The sequence below is a fragment of the Nocardioides sp. Z35_8 genome, assembly GCF_059621125.1.
This window is the reverse complement of sequence record NZ_JCAQIE010000001.1, coordinates 1084166-1107960: the sequence shown is the minus strand read 5'-3', so window position 1 is coordinate 1107960 and position 23795 is coordinate 1084166. Positions and strand designations below refer to the sequence as shown.

Sequence of the window (23795 nt, the reverse complement as noted above, 5' to 3'; positions counted from 1 at the left end):
GGCTTGTGCCCTGGCCCTCCTCCTCACCTGCGGTTGCGGCCATGGTCAAGCCGCCGAGCCTGCGAACGAGTCTGAGGCTTCCTCAGGGGTGTCACTCCCTTGCACCCGTACTCGTCAGACGCTCATCGACTACGGCGGACCCGGACAGCCGTCGCCCGAGGAGGCGGTTGCGCCGTTTGCCGGCGGCCTCACGCTCGTGTCGGAAGGGACCGCGAATGCTCCGCGCATCCACGGACTGGACACTGATGGCACCGTCGTCCGCACCTTCAAGGTCGCGAAGCACGACGACGGATGGTGGACCGACGGATGGGCTGACTGCGGAAACTAGGCCTAAGCCGCATACGCATCTCGGCAGATCCGTGCGTGGCCTCTCGGGATTCAGCCCTCAGCCGATGGGCTGGAAGGGCAGCACGCGCGCCTCTTCGAGCCCTTGGTCGCCCTCGATGGCTCGAAGGCGCTCGTGTGCCGCGAGGGCGTATCGACGGAGGTGTTCGTGGCGTTCGGTGAGGGCGGCATGGTCTGCACGGAGTGCGGCTAGTGAGGTATCGCGCTGCTGGAGGTCGTCGCGGAGCCGGGCGGCTGCGGCAGGGTCGACGACGTCGTCGGCCATCTCGGCGACGAGGTGGGGAACACGCTCACAGAGTGCGGCGAGGAGGTCGCTGTAGTGGGTCTGTGAACTGCCGTAGGAGTAGCCGCCGACCTTGGACATGCCGAGCCGGGTGGGGGCGCCCCCGCGTGCGCTCATCAGGACAGCGGCGATGAGGGCGCGGGTGGGGACGGCTACCTGTTCCTCGCGGAGGGCTTCGGCGAGGGCTTGGGCCAGTTCGCGGTTGGTGGTCATGCGGTGGGCTCCTCTTGTGCGGCGCGGGCGATGGGGAAGGGGAGGTCGTTGATGACGAGGTTGCGGACGGCGTCGTCGTCGAGGGAGGCGAACTCTGCTTCGAGGTCGGGGGCGTCCTCGTCGATCTTGGTTCGGGCGCGTTGGAAGACGCCGTCGCGTCGGGCCCAGCCGCGTCGTCGCAGTTCGAGTCGGGCTCGTTGGGCGCGGGTCATGGCTGAGTTCTTGCACTTGAAGGGGCGGCACAGGAGCCAGTCGGCTTCGTCCTCGCTCCCGCACAGGCCGCCTGGACCTTGGACGCAGACGGTGAGTTCGCCAACGAAGACGTGCTCGGTCTGGCGCGCGAGGACGTTCAACTGGCGTTGGGTCACGGCGCCGGTGGCGAGGTCGAGCGCCTTGGTCTCGTCGAGGAGGGTCCGGAGCCGTTTGCTGCCGCCTCCTGCGACCTCGGTGGGGTCGGCGTCGACGGTGGCCGCGATGTCGAGGAGGGCTTCGGTGCGAGCGGCCTCGACGGCCTCCTCGATCGCGTCGGGGTCGGCGAGGTAGACCGAGCGTGGGAGGTGGCCGAGGTAGCCCTCCGCGACCGTGCGGTTCGACCAGTGCGCTTGTGCGGCTGCGAGGGCGTCGCCCCAGGTCTGGCTGGCGTAGGACTGGATGCCGGTGATCCTGAGCGTGCGGTGGCTCAGCCACGCAGGCAGGTCGGGGAGGGGCGGCACGATGCCGCGTTCGGCAAGGTGCGCGCCGGAGGTGCGGAACCAGCGGAGCCACGAGAGTTGCAGGGTGAGGGTGTCCTGCTCCTTCTCCGCGCCGCGTGCGCGGCCGAGGTCTGGGTGCAGGAGTACTTCGCGGCCGGTCTGAGGGTGGAACTTGGGTTCGAGGCCGAGTGCGGCCTTGAGGCGGTGGAGCACCGTGACGGCTCGCACGACGTCATCGGAGATGACCCACGTTGAGGGCACAGGGGTGTCCCGGTTCTTGACGAGGAAGCCGGACATGCGGGCGACTGGGACGTCCGCGTCGCCTCGGTCGTAGGTGTCGAAGCGGAGGCAGTCATGGGGCAGCGCCGCGAGTTCTCGGTCGCGGACGGTGGTCAGCATCGTGATCGTGAGGGCGCAGGCGTAGGCGAGCGCAGGTACCCAGTGGTCGAGGCCGAGGCGGAACTTGCTGGCGGGCAGAGCGTCGACCCAGGGCACGAGCGCGCCTGATGCATCTGGGACCTCGGTGATGCCGAGGTCGAAGCCGTCCTCACGGGTCGAGATGGGGAGTTCATGGCGTAGCCGGTTGAACTCCTTGCCCGAGCGTCCCACGGGGTTCCGCATCACCTTGTTGGAGCACCCAGCCAATCGCACAAACACACCCCACGAAGCGCTGAGTTCGCCCGTCTTGAGGTCAGGGAGGGCGGGCAAGGCACGGCCGCTACGTTCGTAGTCCCGAAGGACGGCGAGCACGTGTTCGTCTTGGTCATCGCGGCTCAGCCCTGAACGGTCGGGGACTGCTGCGAGCGCATCGAGGCGGGTCAGGACGTCCTCCGCGCAGTGGTCGAGCATGAACAGCGCCAGACCAAGGAGCGGCCCACACAGTTCGGCATTGGGCCTGGTGCCGTTCTGGAACCTGTCCGGCACCTTGAACAGTTTCTCGACGGTGCGCCCGTTAAAAGGGGTGCCGCCGAACAGGTCCTCTGGCAGTCCGACGACGGTCCGGTAGGACCACAGCGAGATGAGAGGTCGGGCGTACCCGGCGAGGGTCGCAGCCGTCGCGTTGGGGTAGGTCGCCCGCATGGTCGTGGCGAACTGGTTCCACTCGGCTGCTTCCAGCCGCTGGTGGGCCAGCCGGTCGATGACAGTGAGGCTGGCACCCACTGCGTGGATGTACGCCGCGGCGCTGGGCACCTTGAGGGGCTTCTCGTGGGAGGCGACCTCAGCCATGGCTACGCCGACGTGGAGGCCTGAGTCGCCCGAGCGCGCGAGTTCGGGGTTGAGTCGCATGAGGACCCAGTCCTTGACCGCAGGACGCCAGCGGGCCGGGACGTCAGCGAAGTCGAGGTAGGTGACCGTCTGGTTCACGAAGGGGTACCCAGCGAAGTCCCAGCGCTCATCCGAGTAGCGGATGGGCGTGCTGATGCGGTGGCCGTCGTCAAGCAGGTCACGCACGTCGATGTGGTCGCCGAGGGTGTCGATGGCGCCTTGAACGGCGAGCGAGCGCACCTGTGGGGCGAGGGCTTGTTCAGTCACGTCGGCGGCCTTCCATGTAGACGCAGGCGATGAGGACGCGGGCGTTGTTGACGTCGTCGCGACTGACGGCCGCCACGACAGGTTGAGGGAACTGATCGAGGGACTTGCGGGCCAACGTGTTGAGGACGGGGGCTTCGCCGGAGACCCACTCGTGGGGCTCGTGTTTCCGGATGCCGTCGGTGAACTCGACAGCAGCGACCAGTCCGGGGATGACTTCGGGCGTGCGGTACCCGTTGGGGCACACGAAGCAGGCAACAGGTCCGAGCCCGCACGGCTTGTCGTTGTCGGTCGGGGACTGCCCGTTGCTGGCACACATAGCGACGCCCACGTCCAACACCGCCGCGGCGGCCACGAGGTCGTCGGCCGCCTCCTGATCGTCGGATCGAGTGGGGATCATCTGGGTGCGCCAGTAGTCCGTCACGCTGTTCTGGGTGTCGACGAGTCCGGGGATGAGGATGACGTCTGGGAGAGCGTCAGCGAGGTAGAGCCGAGCGGTGCGTCGACTCTGACCGACCACGACCCGTGCGTGCTTCTTGCCGCGCAGGAGTGCTGCCTTGCGAAGCCGTGGAAACGACAGGGTGTCGGGCCGAGGGATGTCTGGGTCTGGCCACTCTGCAGCGGTGCTGCGCCACCATCCGTTGACCTGCTGGGCGGTTGTCACTCTCGTGCCACCCGTGGCGACGAAGAGGAGTCGGGCGAAGTCGGATCCGTCGTCACGGTAGTGCCGGGCCACCCTCGTCGCGGCAGTGACGAACTCCAGCAGCCCCGCGTACGAGAACAGGCCGCCCCGGGGTGCAGGTGTGTGGAGCACCTGGCGGTTGCGCGCCTTGACGCTCGTGACGAACGCGTCATCCCCGGCGGCCTCGACCGAGTCACTGGTGTGCGAGTGGATGACCGAGAGGTTCGGACCCTTGTCGTCAATCAGGCTCAGCAAGACCATCGCCGCAGCAACTTCCTGGTGGGTGACCACGAAGAGACCTGGGCATAGCGCGGCATCGCCGCATAGGTCCTCCGCCGGGAGGCGCATCCAGTCGCGCGGCAGGTCACCGAGTGCCTCGCGAACGGCCTCCTGGTGGCGGACGAACCATCGTCCGACGTGCACCTTCGCGACCCGTTCGATGGCATCGGTCACATCGGGCGCGTAACCCTCCAAGTCGTACTGCTCCACCGGCAGCGACCGTCCGTGCAGTAGCGACCGGTGGCTTTGGTGGTCGGTCCGCAGACTCCGGAGCGTTTCAGCCAGGAACGTGCGGAAGTTGCGCTGCCGACCGCCGGACCCACCCACGGCGGACACTCCTTGCCACGCCATTGCAGGCGTGAACTCAGGACTCGTCAGATCGTCGATCGCAGCCTCGTCGCGCAGCCAGCGAAGGAAGGTCTGACACGACAAGCGTTGCTTGTCGAACGTCGCCCACGAGGTCCATGTGCCCCCGCGAATGTGGAGGTGATCCAACAGTGATTCAGTGAGTTGCAGACCGGCCGGGCCGTCGAGGACTGCCCGGCGGTAAGGCTGCGATGTCCCCCTGGTGTGAATCAGGATGAAGCCGTCGACCACTTCGGCCTGGGTGACGAAGTTGATATGCACGCCAGCGTCGTCGGCGGTCTTACGGCGTGGGACCTCGCGGTCGCTTCGACTCGGCATCAAGACCGCCCGAGGAAGTCGCCGAGGGTGTGCCGCGTGACCATGAGACCGATCTGCTGCGTATAAAGCGCCGTCGTCCCCTCGTTGAGGTGCCCTAAACCAATCGAGGCCATCTGGATGGCGTTGCCGATGTCGACACGGTGGGGCCTGCCATGCATGTCGCGGTCGTTGCTCGTTGGGACGCCGAGCATGAAGGCCGCGGCGAGGTGTGTGGCGTAGGTGTGTCGCAGGTCGTGAGTGTGGACGTGAGGGAACGAGGTGTCGTTCAAGTGGGCATTGTCTTCGGCGATGCGAGAGACGTCCCCCGTGATGGCCTGCGCACTGTCGCGCGACAAGGGTCCACCGGCGTAGGCCGTGAGGAACAGGAGGGGCGAGTGCCCTTCTCGCGTGACGAGGCGTCGACGTTCGTCGGGCTTGAGTTCGTTGAAGGCGTGCTGGCGTCCTTGGTCGTCGGTGATGCCCCAGAAGCGGCCGGACGTGTTGTGTACGTCCGCGACGCGGATGGGGTCCTTGGGTCGCCAGTCCTTGAGGAGCAGGTTGCGCGAACCGCTGGTGGGGTGTGCGTAGGACCAAACGTGCTTGAGGTGTGCCCGGAACGCGGGCAGGCGGACCTCGCGTCGGCCCTTGACGATGGCTCCCGGCAGGCGCATCTCGATCAGGTCACCCGGCTGTGAGGGGTCGGGGAGTTCCCAAACGGTGAGGTGCGTGAGGGTGTTGAGTCGAGCCCCGCACGCCAGTCCCAAACCGATGAAGGCGGCGTCGCGGCCACCGACCAGTGTGTCGCCGAGGGTGCCGTTCGGGCTCATGCGCCACGCGGCCGCCAACAGGTCAGGGATCTGCGATGGGGTCAGAGGGGTGCCGGAGGCAGCCGAGGATGGGACGCCTCGCCCCTCTTGCATCGACTCCACCGGACCGCGTGGGGTCTGGACAGTGGTGAGCGTGAAAGGGATGGCGATGCCGTACATCTCGCGGAGCCATGTGTGGAACTGCTTGATCGCGGTGCGGTCGCGTTGCCAGGTGGTACCCGCGACCCGGGTGTCTGAATCAACCGTGCGGACCTTCACGTACTCGATGAAGTGGTCGCGGGTGGCGCCGCGCAGGTTCGTGTTGTGACGGAGGAGGTGAGCAACCCACGCCGCAAGGCTGTCGCCGTACGACTGAGCCGTAGCAGTGCCGTCAGTGCGCGCGTGGACCTCGGAGAGCCACCGGGTCGCGTCCGGCTCGATGCGGCCGTCGACGAGCAGGACTGGAGATAGGACTGGCCGGAGGTCGAGCGGTGGGATGCCGAGGTCTCCTTTGATGACCTCGGCATCCCATGTGCCGCCTTGAACTACTTGCACGCGGGTCACGCGCTTCCCCTGCCTCAGACTGCTGCCTGGTCGTTGTGAGATGACCTTGACAGAGACAACCGACATTCCGGGAATAACGCTTACGACACGCCCTTCCTCGAACGAGGAGGAGACACCTAAAGATTGCTGCTTTTCAGCGCTTGATGTTGACGAGCTCCTCGAGCACCTGGTCGGAGGTGGTGATCACGCGCGAGCTGGCCTGGAAGCCGCGCTGGGCGAGGATCAGGTTGGTGAACTCGGCCGACAGGTCGACGTTGGACATCTCGAGGGCGCCGCCCACGAGGTCGCCGCGACTGCCCTGCCCGGCGACGCCGAGCTCGGGGGCGCCGGAGTTGGCGCTGGCCCGGAACGCCGTCTCGCCCACCCGCTCGAGCCCGGCCGGGTTGGTGAAGTCGGCGACCGCGACGACGGCGATGTCGCGCTGCACGTCGTCGGAGAACGTGCCGCGGACCACGCCGTCGCTGCCGATCGAGTAGGAGGTCATCTCCACGCCGGCCGGCAGGCTGGCGGCGAGGGCGTCGAGGTTGACGTCCACCAGGGCGCCGCCGGTGGCGCCGGGGGCGTAGCCCTGCACCTTCTTGCCGCTGGCGGAGACCAGGTTTCCGGCCTTGTCCCAGGTGAAGGCGCCCGAGCGGGTGTAGACCCTCTCGTCACCGGAGCCGAGCACGAACATCCCGTCGCCCTGGATCATCAGGTCGGTGGCCGAGCCGGTGGCCTGCGCCGAGCCCTGGGTGAAGTTGCCGCGGGTCGCGGCGACCTGCACGCCCAGGCCGACCTGGATCGGGTTGGTGCCGCCGTTGCCGTTGCCGGCCGCGGCGGCGCCCCGCATGACCTGGCTCAGCGTGTCCTGGAAGACGGTGGTGGAGGCCTTGAAGCCGACGGTGTTGGCGTTGGCGATGTTGTTGCCGGTGACGTCGAGCATCGTCTGGTTGGCGCGCAGGCCACTGATGCCGGAGAAGAGTGAGCGAAGCATGGGTGGGGTCCTTTCGGTGACGGCCTCAGGCCGTGGCGGGGTCGGTGGTCCCGGGAGTGGTGCCGGGAGTGGTGCCGGGAGTGGTGGTGCCGACGGAGAGGAGCTGCGCGAGCGGCACCTGTGCGCCGTCGATCTCGAAGACGGGGCCCTGCGCGCCGAAGGTGACCCCGGCGATCGCCCCCGAGTGCGTGGTCACCCCGTCGGCGTCGATCCACGAGACCTGCTGGCCGACCATGGCGCCGGCGCCGAAGGCCATCTGCGAGCCCAGCAGCGCACCGACGCGGTCGGAGACGTCCTGCATCTTCTCCAGCGCGGTGAACTGCGCCGACTGGGCGAGGAACGCGCTCGAGTCGGTCGGGTTGAGCGGGTCCTGGTAGCGCAGCTGCGCGACCATCAGCTCCAGGAACATCTGCTTGTCGTCGGCGGACGCCGGTGACGTCGACGTCCCCGTGGGAAATGCGGTGGTCGCGGTGGTCGACGCCTCGGTGGCGGAGATCGACACGACTCCTCCTCACATGGTCAGGTCGATGCCCTGCCGGGCACCGCCGACCTGGTCTGGACGGGGCGCGGTCGCTCCGTCGGTGACGCCGTCCGTGGCTGCTGGTCCGCCGTGCGTCCGTGCGCGGCGGTCGTGCTGCGCGGCGTCCCCACCCGGGGACGGCGTGTCGCCGCCCGCGCTGCTGCGCGGGTCGTACGACGTGTCGTGGCTGCCGGTGCCCGTGGCCGCCGGCGCCGGGCTCGCGGCCTGACCGGCGAGGTCGCGCACGACGACACGCGCCTCGCTCGCCCCGGCGAGCTCGAGCACGCGACGCAGCTCGGGGGCCCCTTCGGTGAGGGCGCGGACGGCCTCGCCGCCGCCGCTCAGCTGCACCTGGACGGCGCCGTCGCGGACGGTGAGGGTCACCCGCACCTCGCCGAGCGCCTCCGGCTGCAGGAGCATGGTGAGCCGGTGCACGCCGTTGCCCCGGGAGACCAGGCGGGTCACCTCCGGCACGACCTGGGAGACGGCGGGCGGGGGCGGCGCGGGGCTCGCCACGGCGGCGCCCGGCGTGGTCGACACCGTGGTCGACGCCATGGTCATCCCCCCGGTGGCCAGCCCGGTCGCCGACGCGGCCGCCGAGCCCGACGCGGCACCGGACACCGCACCGGACACCGCACCGGCCGCCGGTGCCGGGCCGGTGTCGTCGGCGGGGCCGCCCGGCGTCCCACTGGGGGTCTCCGGAACGTCGGTGGCGGGGGTGGGACCGGCGTCCGGACCGGCGCCCTGGCCGCTGCCGGACCCGGCACCGCCGGTCGTGGTCGCGCCGGCGGAGACCGTGACCGGGGCACCGGCGTCGCCCGGCGCGGCCGGCGCGGCGTGCCCTGACGGGTCGACCACGAGGGCCGCCTCCGGCGCGGCGGCGGGGACGCCCGCGGCGAGCGTCGAGGCGAGGTGGGGCGCGACGGCGGCGAGCGGTGCGGTGGGCACCACGACGGGCGGAACGGCGGACGCGGTGTCCGCGCCGTCCTCCGTCCCCGCCTCCCCGGAGTCCGCCGGAGCCGGCGCCGGATCGCCGCCGTCCGCGCCTGCGACGGTGTCGCCGCTCTCGCCGGCGAGGAGCTGGGCGACCAGCGCGGCGAACCCCGCGGGACCGGCCTGCTCGCCGACCGCACCGGGTCTCCCGGCCGGAGCGGACGTCGGGGCGACCCCGGGCATCCGGCCGGCCGGCGGGGCGGCGCCGGTGATGGTGGTCGAGATCGTGCTCATGCGGCCCCCTGCCAGCTGGTCATCACGGACTGCACGTAGGCGCGCGTCTCCGGGTAGGGCGGCACCCCGTCGTAGCGCATCACGGCCCCGGGGCCGGCGTTGTAGGCCGCCAGGGCCAGCTCGACCGAGCCGAAGCGGGTGAGCAGGTCGCCGATCAGCCGCGCCGCTCCGTCGACCGCCTGCGCCGGGTCGAACGGGTCGGCGACGCCGAGTCCGCGGGCCGTGGCCGGCATCAGCTGCATCAGCCCCTGCGCACCGGCGGGGCTCACCGCTCGCGGGTCGAAGCCCGACTCGTGGCGGGCCACCGCGGCCAGGAGGGCGGGGTCGACACCGCGGGTCGAGCCCGCTCGTTGGAAGAGGTCGGCGTAGGGCGTGCCGGCGGGGGCCGCGCCCGGCGCGGTGGCCGCCGTCGGCGCCGTGGCCGGCGTGGTGGCGAAGGGCGCGGGGTCGGCGAGGATGCGCCGGACGTAGTCGGGCGGGGTGGTCACGGGGACGACCTGCACCTCACCGCCGGGGCGCGGCGCCTCGATCATCATCCCGTTGCCGATGTAGATGGCGATGTGGTCGGCGCCGACGTTGCGCCCGGAGTTGTCCCAGGCGATGAGGTCGCCCGGCAGCGCCTGGTCGAGGCTCGCGACCGGCGTTCCGGCGCGGGCCTGGTCGGCGGACAGCCGGGGCAGGTCAATGCCGAAGGTGGAGTAGACGGACTTCACCAGCCCGGAGCAGTCCACGCCGCGCTCGGGGTCGGTGCCGCCCCACACGTAGGGCAGCCCGACGAGCTCGAGGGCGCGCGTGACGACCTGGTCGCCCGTCACCGACCCGGCCGGGCCGGGCGCGCCCGCGGGGGCACCCGGCGCGTAGGCCGCCGTGGTGCGCGACAGCGCGTCGGTGAAGGTGGCCGACGCGCCGCCGGCGCGCGGCAGCAGGGCGAGCTGGGCCTGGATCTGGGAGATGCGGGCGGTGACGTCGGTGATGCTCATGCGGCGCCTCCGGCGCTGGGGTCGGTCAGAGGGTCGGTCAGGGGGTCGGCCGAGGGCTCGGTGGGGCGGGCGCGCATCCAGCGGGCGGCGACGAGGTCGTCGACCTCGACCCGTTCGCGTCGCAGCCGCTCGGCGCGGCGCTGCTGCGCGCGGTGCTCGAGCAGCAGCTCGACGGCCGAGAGCCGGGTGCGGTCGCGCTGCCAGTGCTCGCGCGCGAGGGTGGTGAGCGTCGCGGCCGATGCGAGGGCGGCCCGGGACGCGGTGACGTCCGCGGCGAGCGCGGCGGCGGCGCGCCTGGCGGCCGTGTACGCCTCCGGGTCGGCGACCGACGGCTCGGCGGCGGAGGCGAGGCGCGCGACCACCGCGTCGAGGCGGCGTGCGGACTCGCGCTCGTCGGCGGCGGCGCGGGCCACGCCGAGGCGGCTGTCCTGCTCGCGCACGCCGCGCACGCGGGCGACGGCGCGCATCCCGGCGTCCGGGTCGTTGTCGCGCGCCATCAGGCCACCAGCTCGCGCAGGCTCTGCCAGGTGGTGGCCAGGTCGCTCGGCTCGTCCATGCCCTGGCGGAGGAACGCGTCGATCGCGGGCATCCGGGCGAGCGCGACGTCGGCGTCGGGGTCGGCGCCCGCGACGTAGGCGCCGATCTCGACGAGCTCGCGCACCGAGCGGTGTGCGGCCAGCAGGCGCCGCAGCCGGGTGGCGTCGGCGCGCTGGGCGACGTCGGTGACGGAGCCGGTGACCCGCGAGATCGACTCGAGCACGTCGATGCTGGGGAAGTGGCCAGCGGTCGCGAGGCGGCGCGACAGCACGACGTGGCCGTCGAGGATCGACCGCGCGGTGTCGCCGATCGGGTCCTGCATGTCGTCGCCCTCGACCAGCACGGTGTAGAGCCCGGTGATGCTGCCGGTCGGCGACGTGCCGGCCCGCTCGAGCAGCTGGGGGAGCAGGGTGAAGACGCTGGGCGGGTAGCCGCGCGTGGCCGGCGGCTCGCCCGCCGAGAGGCCGATCTCGCGCTGGGCCATGGCGACCCGGGTGAGGCTGTCCATCATCAGCACCACGTGCTTGCCGCTGTCGCGGAAGTGCTCGGCGACGCGGGTGGCGACGGCGGCCGCACGCAGGCGCTCGACCGGCGGTGCGTCGGAGGTGGCGACGACGACGACCGAGCGCGCCAGGCCCTCGGGGCCGAGGTCGTTGTCGATGAACTCGCGGACCTCGCGGCCGCGCTCACCGATCAGCGCGATGACCGAGACCTCGGCGTCGGTGCCGCGCGCGACCATCGAGAGCAGGCTCGACTTGCCGACGCCGGAGCCGGCCATGATGCCGATGCGCTGGCCGCGGCCGCAGGGGGTGAGGGCGTCGAGCGCGCGGACTCCGAGGCCCACCTGGTGGTCGATGCGCGGGCGGCTCAGGGCGGCGGGCGCGGCCTGGGAGACGCCGACCTGCGGCAGGTGGTCGAGCGACGGTCCGCCGTCGAGAGGACGGCCGAGCCCGTCGAGCACCCGCCCGCGCAGCTCGTCGCCCACCCGCACGAGCAGCGGGCCGCCCGTGTGGCGTACGACGTCGCCGACCCGCAGGCCGGTCGTGCTGCCCAGCGGCAGGCAGGTCAGGCCGCCGGGGCCGCTGGCGGCCACCTCGGCCAGGACGACGGCCCCGCGCTCCCCCTCGACCGAGACGAGGTCGCCGACGGCCGCGGCCAGCCCGGTGATCCGGAGCCGGAGGCCGAGGAGCTCGGCGACGCGGCCGAGCCGGAGCGGCGCCACGGCGTCGAGGGCACGCGCTCGGAGGTCGGGGGACAGGACGCTCATCGCAGCACCTCGGCCAGCCGGGCCAGCGCCTCGTCGACGCGGAGGTCGACGACGTGGTCGCCGGCGTGGGCGACAGCGTCGGCGCGCCCGAGCGTCGGGTCGGCCACGACGGCGATGGACAGCTCGCGGAGGTCGTCGGCCAGCGGGGCGACGTCGGGGTGCAGGCTCACCGAGACCACCGCGTGCTCGGGGAGCAGCCCGAGGACCCGTCCGAGGACGTGCGCCGGGTCGGGCTGGGCCGCGCCGACCAGGGCTCGGGTGAGCTCGAGGGCGAGCGCGGCGGCCTGGTCGTCGACGCGCCGGCAGGCGTCGGCCAGGAGCTCGTGCGCCGCGCGCGCGGCCTCCCGGAGAGCGTCCATGGTGGCGGCGTGCTCGGCCCCGCGGCGGGCCTCCTCGGCCGCCGCCCGGCGGGCGAGCTCGTCGGCCTGGGCCGCCGCGGCGGCCGCGGCCTCGCGGCGACCCTGCGCCCAGCCCACGGCGTAGCCCTGTGCCTGTGCGGCCGCACGACTGGTCTCCACGGTCTGCAGCTCGGGCATCCGCAGCGTCGACAGGGCCGGCAGCGCCGCGGCGCCGGCCCCTGCCCGGGCCTCAGTCGATGAACTCATCGTCGCCTGCCCTCCGCACCACGACCTCGCCGCGCTCCTCCATCGCGCGGATCGTGGCGATGATCGCCTGCTGGGCCTCCTCCACCCGCGTGAGCCGCACCGGGCCGAGGATCTCGACCTCCTCGAGCACGTTCTCCGCGGCGCGCTCGGACAGGTTGTGGGTGATCTTGTCGCGCACCGGAGCCGAGACGCCCTTGAGCGCCAGCGCGAGCTGCGCGGTCTCGATCTGGCGCAGCACCTGCTGCACGTCGCGGTCCGAGAGTCGGATGATGTCGTCGAACACGAACATCCGGCTCCGCACCTCCTCGGCCAGCGTGGCGTCCAGTGACTCCAGGCCCGCCACGATCTGGCGCTCGGTGGAGCGGTCCGCGCGGTTGATGATGTCGACGAGCGGGCCGAGCCCGCCGACGCGGGAGGCGTCGCTGGGCGCCAGCACGGAGGAGAACCGTCGCTCGAGGACGGACTCCACGACCCGCACCGCGGTCGGGTTGGCGCGGTCCATCGTCGCGATGCGGTGCGCCACCTCGGCCTGGAGCTCCGACGCGAGCCCGGAGAGCACCAGCGACGCCTTCTCGGCACTCATGTGGGCCAGCACGATCGCGATGACCTGGGGGTGCTCGTCGCGGACGAACGAGCGCAGCTGGTCGGGATCGGCCCGGCTCAGGAGCTGGAAGGGCAGCTGCACCGCCCGTGCGTGCAGCCGCTGCACGGCCTCCTCGGCGCGGTCGTCGCCCAGGGAGCGCTGCAGCAGGTCGCGCGCGAGGTCCATGCCGCCCTGGAGCTGGCGGCGGCGCGCGGCGAACAGGTCGGAGAACTCCCCCATCACGGTCTGCGCCTCGGCCGGCTCCACGGCCGCGAGCTGGGCGATCTCGGCGGAGACCACCTCGACCTCCTCGTCGCTCATGTGGGACATGACCTCCGCGGCCCGGTCCTTGCCCAGGCGCACCAGCACGATGGCCACCTTGCGGGCCCCGGTCCCGGTCACGACGCCCATCACGGGCGCTCCACGAGCCAGCCGCGCAGCAGCGAGGCGACCTCGTCCGGCTGGCGCTCGACGAGGGCGACCAGCTCGTCCCGCATCCCGTCCACGGGCTCGACGACCGGCGCCATCGCGAGCGCGGTCGGCGCGTCGTCCACGACCTGCGAGGCCTGCAGCGCGGCCCGCGTCGCCTGCTCCTGCCGCAGCTGCTCCACGACGTAGGTGGTCGCGTGCTCGCGGGCCTGGGCGTTGCGGCGCGCGCGCAGCCACGCCAGGCACACCAGCAGCAGGACCCCGCCGCCGAGCGCACCGTTGCGCAGCCAGGCGTTGCGCTTGGCGGCCGCCTCCTCGGCGGCCGCGCGCTCGAGCGCGGCGGCGTTGGCGTCCTTGAGCGAGGTGTCGAAGGGGACGCTGGAGGTCTCGATGGTGTCGCCGCGCTCGGGCACGATGCCGATCGCCGACGACACGAGCGCGTCGATCTCGCTGGCGTCGACCGCGACCGCGGAGTTGGTGTCGATCACGACGGCCGCGTGCAGCGAGTCGACCGACCCGGGCGAGGTCTCCGACTGCTCGACGACCTTGTCGACGCCGTTCTCGCGGACGGTGGCGGAGTTGTTGTAGCTGCCGTCGCCACCGGCGCCCCCGGTCTCGAGCTGGGCGTCCGGGCCCACGACGCCACCGGCGGTGCCGGGCGCCGCGGAGCCGGAGTAGGTCTCCGACTGCACCGACTCGGAGAGGGTCGGGGCGTTCTTCCGCCCGTAGGTGGTGGTCTCGGTGACCACCTTGTCGAAGTCGAGCACCGCGGTGACCTGGACGGAGGAGTTGCCCGGGCCGAAGACCCGGTCGAGCATGGCCTGCGCCTTGGCGGCCAGCTGGTCCTGGTAGTCCTGCACCTGACGGTTGCGACCGCTGCTGAGCCCGCCGGCCCCGTCCCCGCTGTCGGACAGCACCCGGCCGGTCGCATCGGCGACGGTCACCTTCGCCGGGTCGAGGCCGTCGACGCTGGAGGCGACGAGGTGCACCACGGCCTGCACCTGGTCTGGCGTGAGCGTGCGGCCCCCGGAGTCGATGAGCACCGACGCGGTGGCCGGGTCCTGCTCCTCGGCGAAGACCTCCTTGGGCGGCAGGGCCAGGAGCACGTCGGCGGCGTCGACGCCGTCGATGGACTCGATCGTGGCGGCGAGCTCGCCCTCCATCGCCCGCTTGAAGTCGGTCTGCTCCTTGAACTGCGAGGTCGAGATGTCCTGGCCGTCGAGGAGGGCGTAGCCGCCGTCGCCGTTGGCGGAGGGGATGCCCTCGCCGGACAGCGCGATGCGCGTGGCGTAGACCCGGTCGCGGGGCACCGAGATGGTGCCGCCGCCCCCGCCGATCTCGTAGGACACACCGTCCGCCTCGAGCTGCTCGACGACCGCCGAGGCGTCCTCGGCGGAGAGGTTGGAGAACAGCGGGGCGTACGACGGCGCGGAGGCCCAGCGGAACACCATGACGGCGGCCAGCAGCAGCGCCGCCGTGCCGATCACGGCGACGACCTTCTGGCCCGGGCTGAAGAGCGCGAACGAGCGGCGGAGACGGTCCAGCGCGCGGGTGATCCCGGTCCTCATCAGCCGACCTGCATCCGCATGATCTCGGTGAACGCCTCGATGGCCTTGTTGCGCACGGCGACGGTCAGCTTGGTCGCGACCTCCGCCTCGGTCGCGGCCAGCGTGTAGTCATGGATGTTGGGCAGCGTGCCCGACGCGGCCCGCACCGCGAGGGTGTCGGCGGAGTCCTGGATGCCCTCGAGGCGCTCGAGCCCGTCGAGCACCATGCTCCCGAAGTCGGCGCCGGAGGTCGGGGCCGTGGCCGTCGACGGGGCGGAGACGACGGGTGCGGCCAGCGGCATGAAGCCGCCGATCGACTCGATGCCACCGATGCTCATCAGCGCTGCCCGATCTGGAGGGCGGCGGTGTAGGTGTCCTGCGCGGTGCGGGTGACCTGCACCGAGGCCTGGAAGCCGCGCTGGGCCTGCACGAGGCTGGTCATCTGCACCGTCATGTCCATGCCCGGCACGCGCACCATGCCGTCGGCGTCGGCGAGGGGATGGTCGGGGGCGTGCTGCAGGACGCCCTCGGCGTCGCCGAGCTCGATGCCGCTCACGTCGACACCGCCGTCGGGGCGGGCCGTGGCGACCACGAGCTGCTCCTGGAAGGCGTCCTCGCTCGTCGCCCGGACGGTGGACGCGTTGGCGATGTTGTGGGCCAGCGCGTCGAGCCACGTCTGGTGCATGCCCAGGCTGCTGTTGGCGATGCGCAGCATGTCGAAGGCGCCCATCACATGGCCCCGGCGGCGACCGAGAGGAGCGAGGCGCGGTCGGAGACGGCGCGGGTCATCACCTGGTACTGGAACTGCGACTGCACCGCGGCGAGCGACTCCTTGCGCAGGTCGACGTTGTTGCCGTCCTGGCCGGCGGGCGCGTTGGTCGCTCGAGCGACGGGGGCCACGCCGGAGGCGGGCATCTCACCGTGCTGCAGGGCGGCCGCGAGCGAGGACTCGAAGTCGACGCTGGTGGCGCGGAAGCCCGGCGTGTCGACGTTGGCGATGTTGTCGGCGATGACGCTCTGGCGCAGCGCCAGGCCGTCGAGGGCCGAGACGAGGACGGACGACACGGCGTCGGGCATGCCCAGGGACACGGGTGCTCCTGCAGGAGGAATCGGGTGCCGGTCCGTCGGCGGGGGTCGAGCGTTCCGTGCTCACCCCCCGCATCGGCCGTTCGCGCTCCTCGCTGAGGGAATCGGGGCGACTTCCTGGCCCGCGGCCCGAGGTCGGGACCTTGGTCCCGGCGCGCACCACCCGGCCGTGCCATGCCGGGCCCACCCGGCCGGGAGGCTCAGGCGGAGAGGTCGACGTACGCCGGGCCCGTCGCCCGGGCGACCGGCGCGGTGCGCCTCAACCGGGCGAGGTCGACCCGGGCGCTGCCGACGGCGCCCGCCAGCTGCTCGCGGACGGCGGCCTGGCGGCGCAGCAGGGCTGCGGCCCGGGGGACGAGGGTGGCGGGGATCGTGCCCTCCAGCTCGGTGGGCACCCATCCGCTGGGCAGCTCGGCCCCGCGGGCCAGCACGCCGGCCGGGTCGGCCACGAAGCCCTCGGCCAGGAGCACGTCACGCTCGAGGGCGTCGATCGCCCGCTCCCACGCGTGGAACAGCTCCTCGCCGTCCAGGGGGACTCGCCCGATCATGCCGTCACCGCGGCCTGCAGGGCGGCCTGGCGCCAGGCGTCGGCGAGGCCGTCGACGAGGTCGAGGCAGTGCCGTGTCGCGACGACGTCGCGGTCGACGTTGGCGCGCACGAGCTGCACGAGCAGGTGGGAGTAGAGCGCGGAGAGTCCGGGGCCACCGTCCCAGGCGTCGACCCGGAGCGAGGAGTGCAGCTCGGTGACGATGTCCTGCGCGTGCAGCAGCTGGGGGCGGGCGGCGTCGTGGTCGCCGGCCTCCTGGGCCGCGACGGCGCGGCGGCAGTCGAGGGCGAGCCGGTCGTAGAGCATCACCAGCAGCCGGGCCGGACTGGCGGTCTCGACGGACGCCTGCAGGTAGGCGGCGGGGTTGGAGTAGGCCATGAGGGTGCTGTCCTTAGCTTCCCGGGGGCGTGAGTGCGGAGATCTGGCCGGCCAGCCACGAGGACTGGCTGTTCATCTGGCTGAGCGCCGTCTCCAGGGCGGTGAACTGCCGGGTGAGCGCGGTCCGTCGCAGCTCGAGCCGGAGGTCCCACGCCTCGATGCCCTCGTCGAGGCGACCGATGGCGTCGTTGCGGCCGGTGATGGCGCTGGTGACCGTGCCGTCGACGCGGTCGCTGGCGACCTTGGCGACGTCGGCGATGCGGGCGACGAACCCCGTCGCGGGGGCGGTGAGCCGGGCCTGGACGCCGGCCGGGTCGGCGGCGTACGCCTTGGTGAAGGCCGCCTCGTCGAGGACGAGCTTGCCGTAGCGGTCGGTCTGCACCCCGAGGTCGGCCAGGCTGCCGTCGCCGGCGAACACCGACGACAGGAGCCGGTCCCGCAGCGAGAGCAGGGTGCTGTCGCCCGCGAGGGGCCCCCTGCTGCCCGTGCCGGTCCGGGTCTGGGCGTCGATGTCGGAGAGCGCGGAGTTGACCGCGTCGACGAGGCCTTTGAGCGCCGTCGTGGCGGCCGCGGGGTCACGGGCCAGGGCCACCTGCGAGGTGGTGCCGGTGGCGTCGGAGGCCAGGGTGAGGGTCACACCGGGGATGAGGTCGGCGAAGGTGTTGGTGACCGACGTGGCCACGATCGAGTCACCGATGGTGACCTGCGCGTCCCGCCCGGCGCGGACGGTGGCCCCGCCGAGCAGGTCGGACCCGTCGGCGGCGGTGAGCGTGAAGTCACCGGCGGCGCCGGTCTCGGCCGCCTCCACCACGAGCCGGTACTGCTCGGTGCCGACCTTGACGGTCGTGGCGCGCAGGCCGGTGGCGTTGGCCGGGTCGTTGATCGCGGCGGCGAGGCCGGCGAGCGTTCCGTCGGTGGTGAGGTCGAGGGGTGCGGAGCCGTCGAGCCGGTCCAGCCGCAGGGCGGTGGGGACGGTGCCTGCCGCGTCCAGCCCGACCGCTGTCGCGAGCTCGAGCCGGTGGCTGGCGGCGGTCTGGTCGACGCGCACCGAGAAGCCGGCGGGGCTGGCACCGGCCGAGGCGCTGACCGCCACCTTGGTGTCGGAGCTGGTGGCGGTGAGCGGCGTGAGGCCGCCCGGCTTGACCAGGTCGCCCGCCCGCGTCGCGAGGGCCGCGATCTTGGTGTTGAGCGCCTGGAGGAGTGAGACGACCGACCTCTCCGTGGCGGCCCGGGACTTCAGCCGCGTCTGCCCGACCGCCTCGAGCTGCATGAACTGGTCGACGATCGTCGCGGTGTCGAGGCCGCTGCCGAGCCCGCTGATGCTGGCCGATCCCATCGCCGTCCCCTCTCGTCGGTCGGCCCCGATCAGGACCGGTGGTGCCGGGCGGGTCGCGACGGCCGCGACCCGCCCGGCATCGGGTGGGTGAGAGCTCCCTCAGCCGATCAGCGGAGGAGGGACAGCACGCCCTGCGAGGCCTGGTTGGCCTGCGCCAGCATCGCCGTGCCGGCCTGGGACAGGATCTGCGAGCGGGTGAAGCTCATCATCTCCTGCGCCATGTCGGTGTCGCGGATGCGCGACTCCGACGCCGACAGGTTCTCGATCGCGACGTTCACGTTGTTGATGGTGTGCTCGAAGCGGTTCTGGATGGCACCCAGCTCGGCACGCTGCGTCGAGACCTCCTTGATGGCGGCCTGGACCGTGTTGCTGTCGGTGATGGCGACCGCCGCCATGTCCGTGCCCTCGTTGAAGTTCGCCAGGGCCGTGACGGAGACCGCGATGATGTCGCCGCTGTCGTGGCCGACCTGGAAGTTCTTCTCCACCCCGCCGAAGAGCACGTCGCCGTTGAACTTGGTGTTCTCCTGGATCCGACCGATCTCTTCCTTGAGCTGGTCGAACTCAGCCGTGAGCGCAGCCTGCGAGTCGGCGTTCTGGGTGCCGCTCTTGTGCTGCACGGCGAGGTCGTTCATCCGCTGCAGCATGGAGTGGACCTCGGTCAGCGCGCCTTCGGCGGTCTGGACGAGGCTGACGCCGTCCTGGGCGTTGCGGGCGCCCACCTTGAGGCCACCCACCTGCGAGCGCAGGCCCTCGGAGATGGCCAGGCCGGACGCGTCGTCGGCGGCGCGGTTGATGCGGAAGCCGGAGGACAGCTTCTCGAGCGACTTGGACATCTGGCCCTGCGTGACCGACAGGTTGCGGTACGAGTTGGCGGCGTCGATGTTCTGGTTGATGCGAAGACCCATGATGGATTCCTTCCGTGGTGTGGATCACTAGCTGGAGTCCGTCCGTGGACTCCGTCGAGGTCCTGTTCGGTCGCCCGGGTGGGCACCTGAGGTTTTCGGGGGAGGTTTCTGCCGCGGCGCCGGTCAGGCGCTCGTCGCCACCCGCGCGGCGGGGGCGTGCGCCGCGGCGTGCCGCTCGGCCACCGCGGCGAAGTAGGCCTCGCGCCGGCGCGCGGCCACGCCGCCGGGCCGCTCGTGGGCGGGCACCAGCAGCGGGTCGAGCTGGGAGTTGATGCCGTCGCGCAGCAGCACCATCGCCTCGGCGCGCAGCTGGGAGATGCGCGACTCGGTGACGCCGAGCTCCGCGGCGAGCTCGGCCATCGGCTGCTCGGCGAGGAAGAAGCCCTCCACGACGCGACGCAACCGCTCGGGCAGCGCGGCGACCGCGTCGGCGAGGTAGTCGAGCAGCTCGGCGTGCACCAGGGCCTGCTCGGGGGTCGGAGTGGTGGACACCAGCGAGCCGGCGTACGACCCGTGGGCGTCGTCGGCCTCGAGCGACCTCACCTGGGCCCGCGCGAGGTCCTCGCGGTTGGCCAGCACGTCGTCGACGGCGATGCCCTGCGCCGAGGCGACCTCGGCATCGGTGGGCACCCGGCCCAGGCTCTGGGTCAGGCGGGTCCGCGTCTCGTCGAGGCCTCGCGCGGTGCGTCGCACCGAGCGCGTCGCCCAGTCGACCCCGCGCAGCTCGTCGAGCAGCGCCCCCCGGACGCGGGTCGAGGCATACCGCGCGAACGGCACCCCGCGGGCGGCGTCGAAGCCCTGCGCCGCCTGCACCAGGGCGGTCAGGCCGGCCGAGGTCAGGTCGTCGCGGTCGACGTGGCCGGGCACGCGCGCCAGCACCTCTCGCACCAGGTGTCCCACGAGCGGGATGTGGGCGGTCACCAGGTCGTCGGTCGTCGCCGGGGCGGCGGCGGGGGACCCTGCGGACGACGGGCTGGCGACCGCAGCGGTCTGGACCGGGGAAGGGAGCGAAGGACTAGCAGGCACGGGGTAGATGCTTGGTGCCCCGGGGCGATTCCGCTGCCGGATCAGCACATCCGAGGACCTTCGCGGCCTGATCGAGGACCGTGGTCCCGACCGGGATGGCCCGAACGGGCCACGGGTGGGTGGTCAGTCCCGCCGGACGGGCATGACCCGACCCGCCGCGCGGGCGTCGCCGCCTCCGCCGCGAACTCCTCAGGTGGCTGCCGGCGCGGCCGATGGACGTCTCGTGACCATCACTGACACCCCGCCGGCGGCTGTGGAGCGGCTCTCCCTCGTGCTCTGGCGCGAGCGCGAGCTGCTCGAGGAGCTCCACTACCGGCTCGAGGTCGAGCAGCTGGTGCTGGCCAGCGGCCGGAGCCGTTGGCTGGCGCACGCCACGCGCGACATCGACGGCCTGCTGGCGACGATCCGCGAGACCGAGGTGCTGCGCGCGGTCGCGGCCGACGCGGCCGCAGCGGCGTTCGGGATGGAGGCCAACCTGAGCCTGGCCTCCCTCGCGGAGGCGGCCGACGAGCCGTGGCGCACGATCCTCACCGAGCACCGTGAGGCGTTCGTCCAGCTCACGCACGAGATCACCCGTCTCGCCGACTCCAACAAGCACCTGATCTCCGCCGGCTACCGCTCGGCGCGCGAGACCCTGCTCTCCCTCGGTGACTCCGTCGACGGCTACTCCGCCGACGGCAGCGCGACCGCCGAGCCCGCCCGCAACCGCCTCGTCGACCGGAGCCTGTGACGTGGCCGGCACCTTCGGCTCGATCTCCACCTCCGCCAGCGCGCTGCGCTACCACCAGGCGGTGATGGAGGTGGCGAGCGGCAACATCGCCAACGTCGCGACCGACGGCTACGCCCGCCGCCGGGTCGTCGGCCTCTCCGTCGGCGCGCCCGCGCAGCCGGCCATGTGGAGTCGCTACGAGGGCCACGGCGAAGGGGTGCGCGTCGGATCGGTCGACCGGCTCGTCGACCCGCTCCTCGACGCCCGCGCCCGCCGCGAGCACGGCAGCCAGGCCTACCTCGACACCCGCGCCGCCGCCCTCGCCCGCGTGGAGGCCTCCCTCGGCGAGCCGGCCGGCGACGGGATCTCCGGCGCCCTGGGCGAGGTGCGCAAGGCCTGGCACGACCTGGCCAACCACCCCGACTCCGCCGCCGTGCGCAGCCAGGTGCTCGCCACCTCGCAGACCCTCGTCGAGGCGGTCGCCGCCCAGCGCCGCAACGTCGCCGCCGAGGAGGGCGACCAGCGGATGTCGCTGCTCGCCGATGTCGGCGAGACCAACACGCTGGCGCGGGACCTCGCTGCGGCCAACGAGGCGATCACCGCCGCCCGACTCTCCAACACCGACGCGTCCGGCCTGCTCGACGCGCGTGACCAGATGGCGCTGCGGCTGGCCGAGCTGACCGGCGGCACCGCCGTCGAGAACGGCCAGGGCGGCCTCGACGTCAGCGTCGGCGGCGTCGCCCTCGTGACGGGCAGCCGGGCCGGCAGCCTCGCGGTGACGAGTGGCGTCGCGCCCGACGGGACCGCAGACGGTGCGGCGCTCGCGCTCGCGGTGACCGGGCCGGACGGCGCCACCACCCCCGTGTCGGGGCTGCGCGGCGAGATCGGCGGCACCTCCGAGCTGCTGACCACCACCCTCCCCGGGCTGCGCGCGGACCTCCAGGCCGTCGCGCAGCACCTCGCCGACGCCGTCAACGCCGCGCACGGCGCGGGGCACGACGCCAGCGGTGCGCCCGGACAGCCCGTCTTCGCGGTGGACCCGAACGCCCCCGGCGGTCCCCTCGTGCTGCTCCTCACCGACCCGGCCGCGCTCGCCGCGTCGGGAGTCGCCGGCGGCGCCAACCGCGACGGGAGCAACGCGACGGCCGTAGCCGCTGCCCTCGGCGGGCCCGAGCAGGGCTACCAGAGGTTCGTGAGCGTCCTGGGGACGGAGGTCTCCTCCGTCCGGCGCCTCGCCGCCGCGCAGGCCGGCCTCACCGGCCAGGTCGACGGCGCGCGTGAGCAGCTGTCCGGGGTCAACCTCGACGAGGAGATGGTGACGATGATGCAGGCCCAGCGCGCCTACGAGGCCGCGGCCCGGGTGATGACGACCCTCGACTCGGTGCTCGACACCCTCATCAACCGCACCGGGCTGGTGCGCTGATGACGACCATCAATCGCGTCACCCAGTCGATGCTCACCGACCGGTCCCTCGACCGGCTCCAGGGCAGCCTGTCGCGCCTCGCGGAGATCCAGGAGCACCTGTCCACCGGCCGCGTGCTCAACCGTGCCTCCGACAACCCCGGCGACGCCGCCACCGCGATGCGGCTGCGCGCGTCCATCGGCGCTCAGCAGCAGTACGCCCGCAACGCCGCGGACGGCACCGGCTGGCTCGACACCCTCGACAGCACCCTCGGGGCGTCCAACGACCTGGTGCGCCGCGCCCGCGAGCTCGGCATCCAGGCCGTCAGCGGTGCCGCCGGCCCCCAGTCGCGTGAGGCGCTGGCGGTCGAGATCGACCAGCTCCGCTCCGCGCTCCTCGGCGTCGCCAACACCACCTACGTCGACCGACCGGTGCTGGGCGGCACCACGGCCGGGTCCGCCGCCTTCACCGAGGCGGGCGGTGCCGTCACCTTCGCCGGCGACGCGCACCCGGTCCACCGCACGGTCGCCGACGGCGTCGTCGTCGACGTGTCGCTGCCCGGGCCCGCCGCGTTCGGCGCCGACGGCGACAACGTCTTCGACCACCTCACGGCGCTCTCCGCGGCGCTGCGCTCGGGCGACGAGACCGGCATCCGCGCCGGGGTCGCCGCGCTCGAGGACGACGGCAACCGGCTCGTCGTGGCCCGTGCCGACGTGGGCGCGCGAGCGGCCCGGGTCGAGCGGGCGAGCACCGCCGCGGTCGACGCGGAGCTGTCCCTGACGAGCGCGCTCGCCGAGATCGAGAACGCCGACCTGCCCCGCACCATGGTGGACCTCAAGATGCAGGAGGTCGCCTACCAGGCAGCGCTCGCGGCGACCGCCCGCGTCCTCCAGCCGAGCCTGATGGACTTTCTGCGATGATCGCCACGATGGAGACCGTGATGCCGCCGAGCAGTGCCCCCGAGATCCCGGTGATCGAGCTCGCCCAGCCGCTGCCCGGCTTCCCCGGGCGCGAGCGTTTCGCGCTGGTGCAGGTCGACGACGACGGCGTGCTGTGCAGCCTCACCTCGCTCGACGAGCCGGGGCTGCGCTTCCTCGTGGTGCCGCCGGCGCCGTTCTTCCCCGACTACGCCCCCGAGGTGGACGAGGCGGTCCTCACCGAGCTGCGCTCGACGTCGGTCGACGACCTCGTCGTGCTCTGCGTGCTCACCGCCGGCGCGTCCCTCGCCAGCACCACGGCCAACCTGGCCGCGCCCGTCGTGCTCGACGTCGCCACCCACCGCGCGGTGCAGGTGGTGCTCGACGACCCGGGCCTGTCGGTCGCCACGCCCCTGATCGCGTGAGGCGTCGCGCGACGCCTCGGGTAGCGTGACGCCATGCTGGTCGTGAGCCGCCGTGCCGGAGAGAGCGTCGTCATCGGCGATGACGTCACCGTCTCGGTGCTCGAGGTGCGCGGCGACGTCGTCCGCATCGGCATCGACGCGCCGCGGTCGGTCGCCGTCCACCGCGCCGAGCTCCTGGCCCAGCTGGCCCGGTCCAACCAGGAGGCCGCCTCCCCGACCGAGGACGCCGTCGACTCGCTGCTCAGCGCGATCCGCGACCGCCCGCAGGGCGACTGACCGGTCCCACCGGCCCCTCCCCGGGGCCGGCTGCCGGGACTGGCCCCCGTGTCGGGTCCGGCG

General features: G+C 72.7%; 26 protein-coding genes. 5 read left to right on the top strand and 21 right to left on the bottom strand.

The genetic code is table 11. From position 1 onward, the window contains the following. Positions 1-385 precede the first annotated feature (385 nt). The 21 genes from AC54T2_RS05360 to AC54T2_RS05260 form a co-directional block, all read right to left on the bottom strand. The gene (locus tag AC54T2_RS05360) at positions 386-841 is read right to left on the bottom strand and encodes a hypothetical protein (protein WP_489975474.1); all 456 of its coding nucleotides are present in this window, start codon (positions 839-841) and stop codon (positions 386-388) included. Beyond that, the gene (locus AC54T2_RS05355) at positions 838-3066 is read right to left on the bottom strand and encodes a hypothetical protein (protein WP_489975473.1); all 2229 of its coding nucleotides are present in this window, start codon (positions 3064-3066) and stop codon (positions 838-840) included. Before AC54T2_RS05355 ends, AC54T2_RS05360 begins: the two co-directional genes overlap by 4 nt. Continuing rightward, positions 3059-4651: a hypothetical protein gene (locus tag AC54T2_RS05350; protein ID WP_489975472.1), complete on the bottom strand. Its 1593-nt coding sequence runs from the start codon at positions 4649-4651 to the stop codon at positions 3059-3061. The genes AC54T2_RS05355 and AC54T2_RS05350 overlap by 8 nt, the downstream gene beginning before the upstream one ends. A 56-nt stretch (positions 4652-4707) precedes the next feature. Further along, positions 4708-6057 (bottom strand): hypothetical protein, encoded by a 1350-nt coding sequence (locus AC54T2_RS05345; RefSeq protein ID WP_489975471.1) that lies wholly within the window; start codon positions 6055-6057, stop codon positions 4708-4710. Positions 6058-6190: 133 nt separating this feature from the next. Continuing rightward, positions 6191-7030: a flagellar hook-basal body complex protein gene (locus AC54T2_RS05340; RefSeq protein ID WP_489975470.1), complete on the bottom strand. Its 840-nt coding sequence runs from the start codon at positions 7028-7030 to the stop codon at positions 6191-6193. A gap of 25 nt (positions 7031-7055) precedes the next feature. Next, positions 7056-7532 carry a flagellar hook assembly protein FlgD gene (locus AC54T2_RS05335; protein ID WP_496665707.1) on the bottom strand — a complete coding sequence of 159 codons (477 nt, stop codon included), beginning with the start codon at positions 7530-7532 and terminating at the stop codon, positions 7056-7058. Positions 7533-7541: 9 nt separating this feature from the next. Next, a complete protein-coding gene (locus AC54T2_RS05330) occupies positions 7542-8777 on the bottom strand; it encodes a flagellar hook-length control protein FliK (protein ID WP_496665706.1) in 1236 nt (411 codons plus the stop codon). Further along, positions 8774-9757, bottom strand: coding sequence for a transglycosylase SLT domain-containing protein (locus tag AC54T2_RS05325; RefSeq protein ID WP_496665705.1), 984 nt, complete (start codon positions 9755-9757; stop codon positions 8774-8776). Before AC54T2_RS05325 ends, AC54T2_RS05330 begins: the two co-directional genes overlap by 4 nt. Next, a complete protein-coding gene (locus AC54T2_RS05320; protein ID WP_496665704.1) occupies positions 9754-10254 on the bottom strand; it encodes a flagellar FliJ family protein in 501 nt (166 codons plus the stop codon). The genes AC54T2_RS05325 and AC54T2_RS05320 overlap by 4 nt, the downstream gene beginning before the upstream one ends. Next, entirely contained in the window at positions 10254-11561 is a 1308-nt protein-coding gene (locus tag AC54T2_RS05315) for a FliI/YscN family ATPase (protein WP_186339852.1), read from the bottom strand. Before AC54T2_RS05315 ends, AC54T2_RS05320 begins: the two co-directional genes overlap by 1 nt. After that, entirely contained in the window at positions 11558-12166 is a 609-nt protein-coding gene (locus AC54T2_RS05310) for a FliH/SctL family protein (protein WP_496665703.1), read from the bottom strand. The genes AC54T2_RS05315 and AC54T2_RS05310 overlap by 4 nt, the downstream gene beginning before the upstream one ends. Further along, positions 12150-13160 (bottom strand): flagellar motor switch protein FliG, encoded by a 1011-nt coding sequence (gene fliG, locus AC54T2_RS05305; protein WP_186339850.1) that lies wholly within the window; start codon positions 13158-13160, stop codon positions 12150-12152. Before fliG ends, AC54T2_RS05310 begins: the two co-directional genes overlap by 17 nt. Further along, complete coding sequence (gene fliF, locus AC54T2_RS05300) at positions 13160-14746, bottom strand: flagellar basal-body MS-ring/collar protein FliF (RefSeq protein WP_186339849.1); 1587 nt, start codon at positions 14744-14746, stop codon at positions 13160-13162. Before fliF ends, fliG begins: the two co-directional genes overlap by 1 nt. After that, positions 14746-15063 carry a flagellar hook-basal body complex protein FliE gene (fliE, locus tag AC54T2_RS05295; protein ID WP_186339848.1) on the bottom strand — a complete coding sequence of 106 codons (318 nt, stop codon included), beginning with the start codon at positions 15061-15063 and terminating at the stop codon, positions 14746-14748. The genes fliF and fliE overlap by 1 nt, the downstream gene beginning before the upstream one ends. Then, the gene (locus AC54T2_RS05290; RefSeq protein WP_186339847.1) at positions 15063-15455 is read right to left on the bottom strand and encodes a flagellar basal body rod protein FlgC; all 393 of its coding nucleotides are present in this window, start codon (positions 15453-15455) and stop codon (positions 15063-15065) included. The genes fliE and AC54T2_RS05290 overlap by 1 nt, the downstream gene beginning before the upstream one ends. Beyond that, complete coding sequence (locus AC54T2_RS05285) at positions 15455-15814, bottom strand: flagellar basal body rod protein FlgB (RefSeq protein WP_186339846.1); 360 nt, start codon at positions 15812-15814, stop codon at positions 15455-15457. Before AC54T2_RS05285 ends, AC54T2_RS05290 begins: the two co-directional genes overlap by 1 nt. Before the next feature lie 197 nt (positions 15815-16011). Continuing rightward, on the bottom strand, positions 16012-16359 hold the full coding sequence (locus AC54T2_RS05280) for a hypothetical protein (protein ID WP_186339845.1): 348 nt from the start codon (positions 16357-16359) through the stop codon (positions 16012-16014). Beyond that, positions 16356-16736: a flagellar export chaperone FliS gene (gene fliS, locus AC54T2_RS05275; protein WP_496665702.1), complete on the bottom strand. Its 381-nt coding sequence runs from the start codon at positions 16734-16736 to the stop codon at positions 16356-16358. Before fliS ends, AC54T2_RS05280 begins: the two co-directional genes overlap by 4 nt. Positions 16737-16749: 13 nt before the next feature. Then, on the bottom strand, positions 16750-18072 hold the full coding sequence (gene fliD, locus AC54T2_RS05270) for a flagellar filament capping protein FliD (protein ID WP_496665701.1): 1323 nt from the start codon (positions 18070-18072) through the stop codon (positions 16750-16752). 107 nt (positions 18073-18179) lie between these two features. Beyond that, positions 18180-18977: a flagellin N-terminal helical domain-containing protein gene (locus tag AC54T2_RS05265; protein ID WP_496665700.1), complete on the bottom strand. Its 798-nt coding sequence runs from the start codon at positions 18975-18977 to the stop codon at positions 18180-18182. Positions 18978-19100: 123 nt separating this feature from the next. Next, entirely contained in the window at positions 19101-20003 is a 903-nt protein-coding gene (locus AC54T2_RS05260; protein WP_496665699.1) for a sigma-70 family RNA polymerase sigma factor, read from the bottom strand. A gap of 223 nt (positions 20004-20226) precedes the next feature. On the opposite strand from AC54T2_RS05260, the gene flgN reads away from it, so the two are divergent. Genes flgN through csrA form a run of 5 tightly spaced genes read left to right on the top strand, consistent with a single transcriptional unit; the run spans position 20227 to position 23732 of the window. Next, positions 20227-20733 carry a flagellar export chaperone FlgN gene (gene flgN, locus AC54T2_RS05255; RefSeq protein ID WP_241005279.1) on the top strand — a complete coding sequence of 169 codons (507 nt, stop codon included), beginning with the start codon at positions 20227-20229 and terminating at the stop codon, positions 20731-20733. Between the two features lies 1 nt (position 20734). Further along, positions 20735-22135, top strand: a complete 1401-nt coding sequence (flgK, locus tag AC54T2_RS05250) for a flagellar hook-associated protein FlgK (RefSeq protein WP_186339840.1) — start codon at positions 20735-20737, stop codon at positions 22133-22135. Then, a complete protein-coding gene (gene flgL / locus AC54T2_RS05245) occupies positions 22135-23034 on the top strand; it encodes a flagellar hook-associated protein FlgL (protein ID WP_186339839.1) in 900 nt (299 codons plus the stop codon). Before flgK ends, flgL begins: the two co-directional genes overlap by 1 nt. Next, positions 23031-23456 carry a flagellar assembly protein FliW gene (fliW, locus tag AC54T2_RS05240; RefSeq protein WP_241005278.1) on the top strand — a complete coding sequence of 142 codons (426 nt, stop codon included), beginning with the start codon at positions 23031-23033 and terminating at the stop codon, positions 23454-23456. The genes flgL and fliW overlap by 4 nt, the downstream gene beginning before the upstream one ends. A gap of 33 nt (positions 23457-23489) precedes the next feature. After that, on the top strand, positions 23490-23732 hold the full coding sequence (gene csrA / locus AC54T2_RS05235) for a carbon storage regulator CsrA (RefSeq protein ID WP_186339838.1): 243 nt from the start codon (positions 23490-23492) through the stop codon (positions 23730-23732). Positions 23733-23795 lie beyond the last annotated feature (63 nt).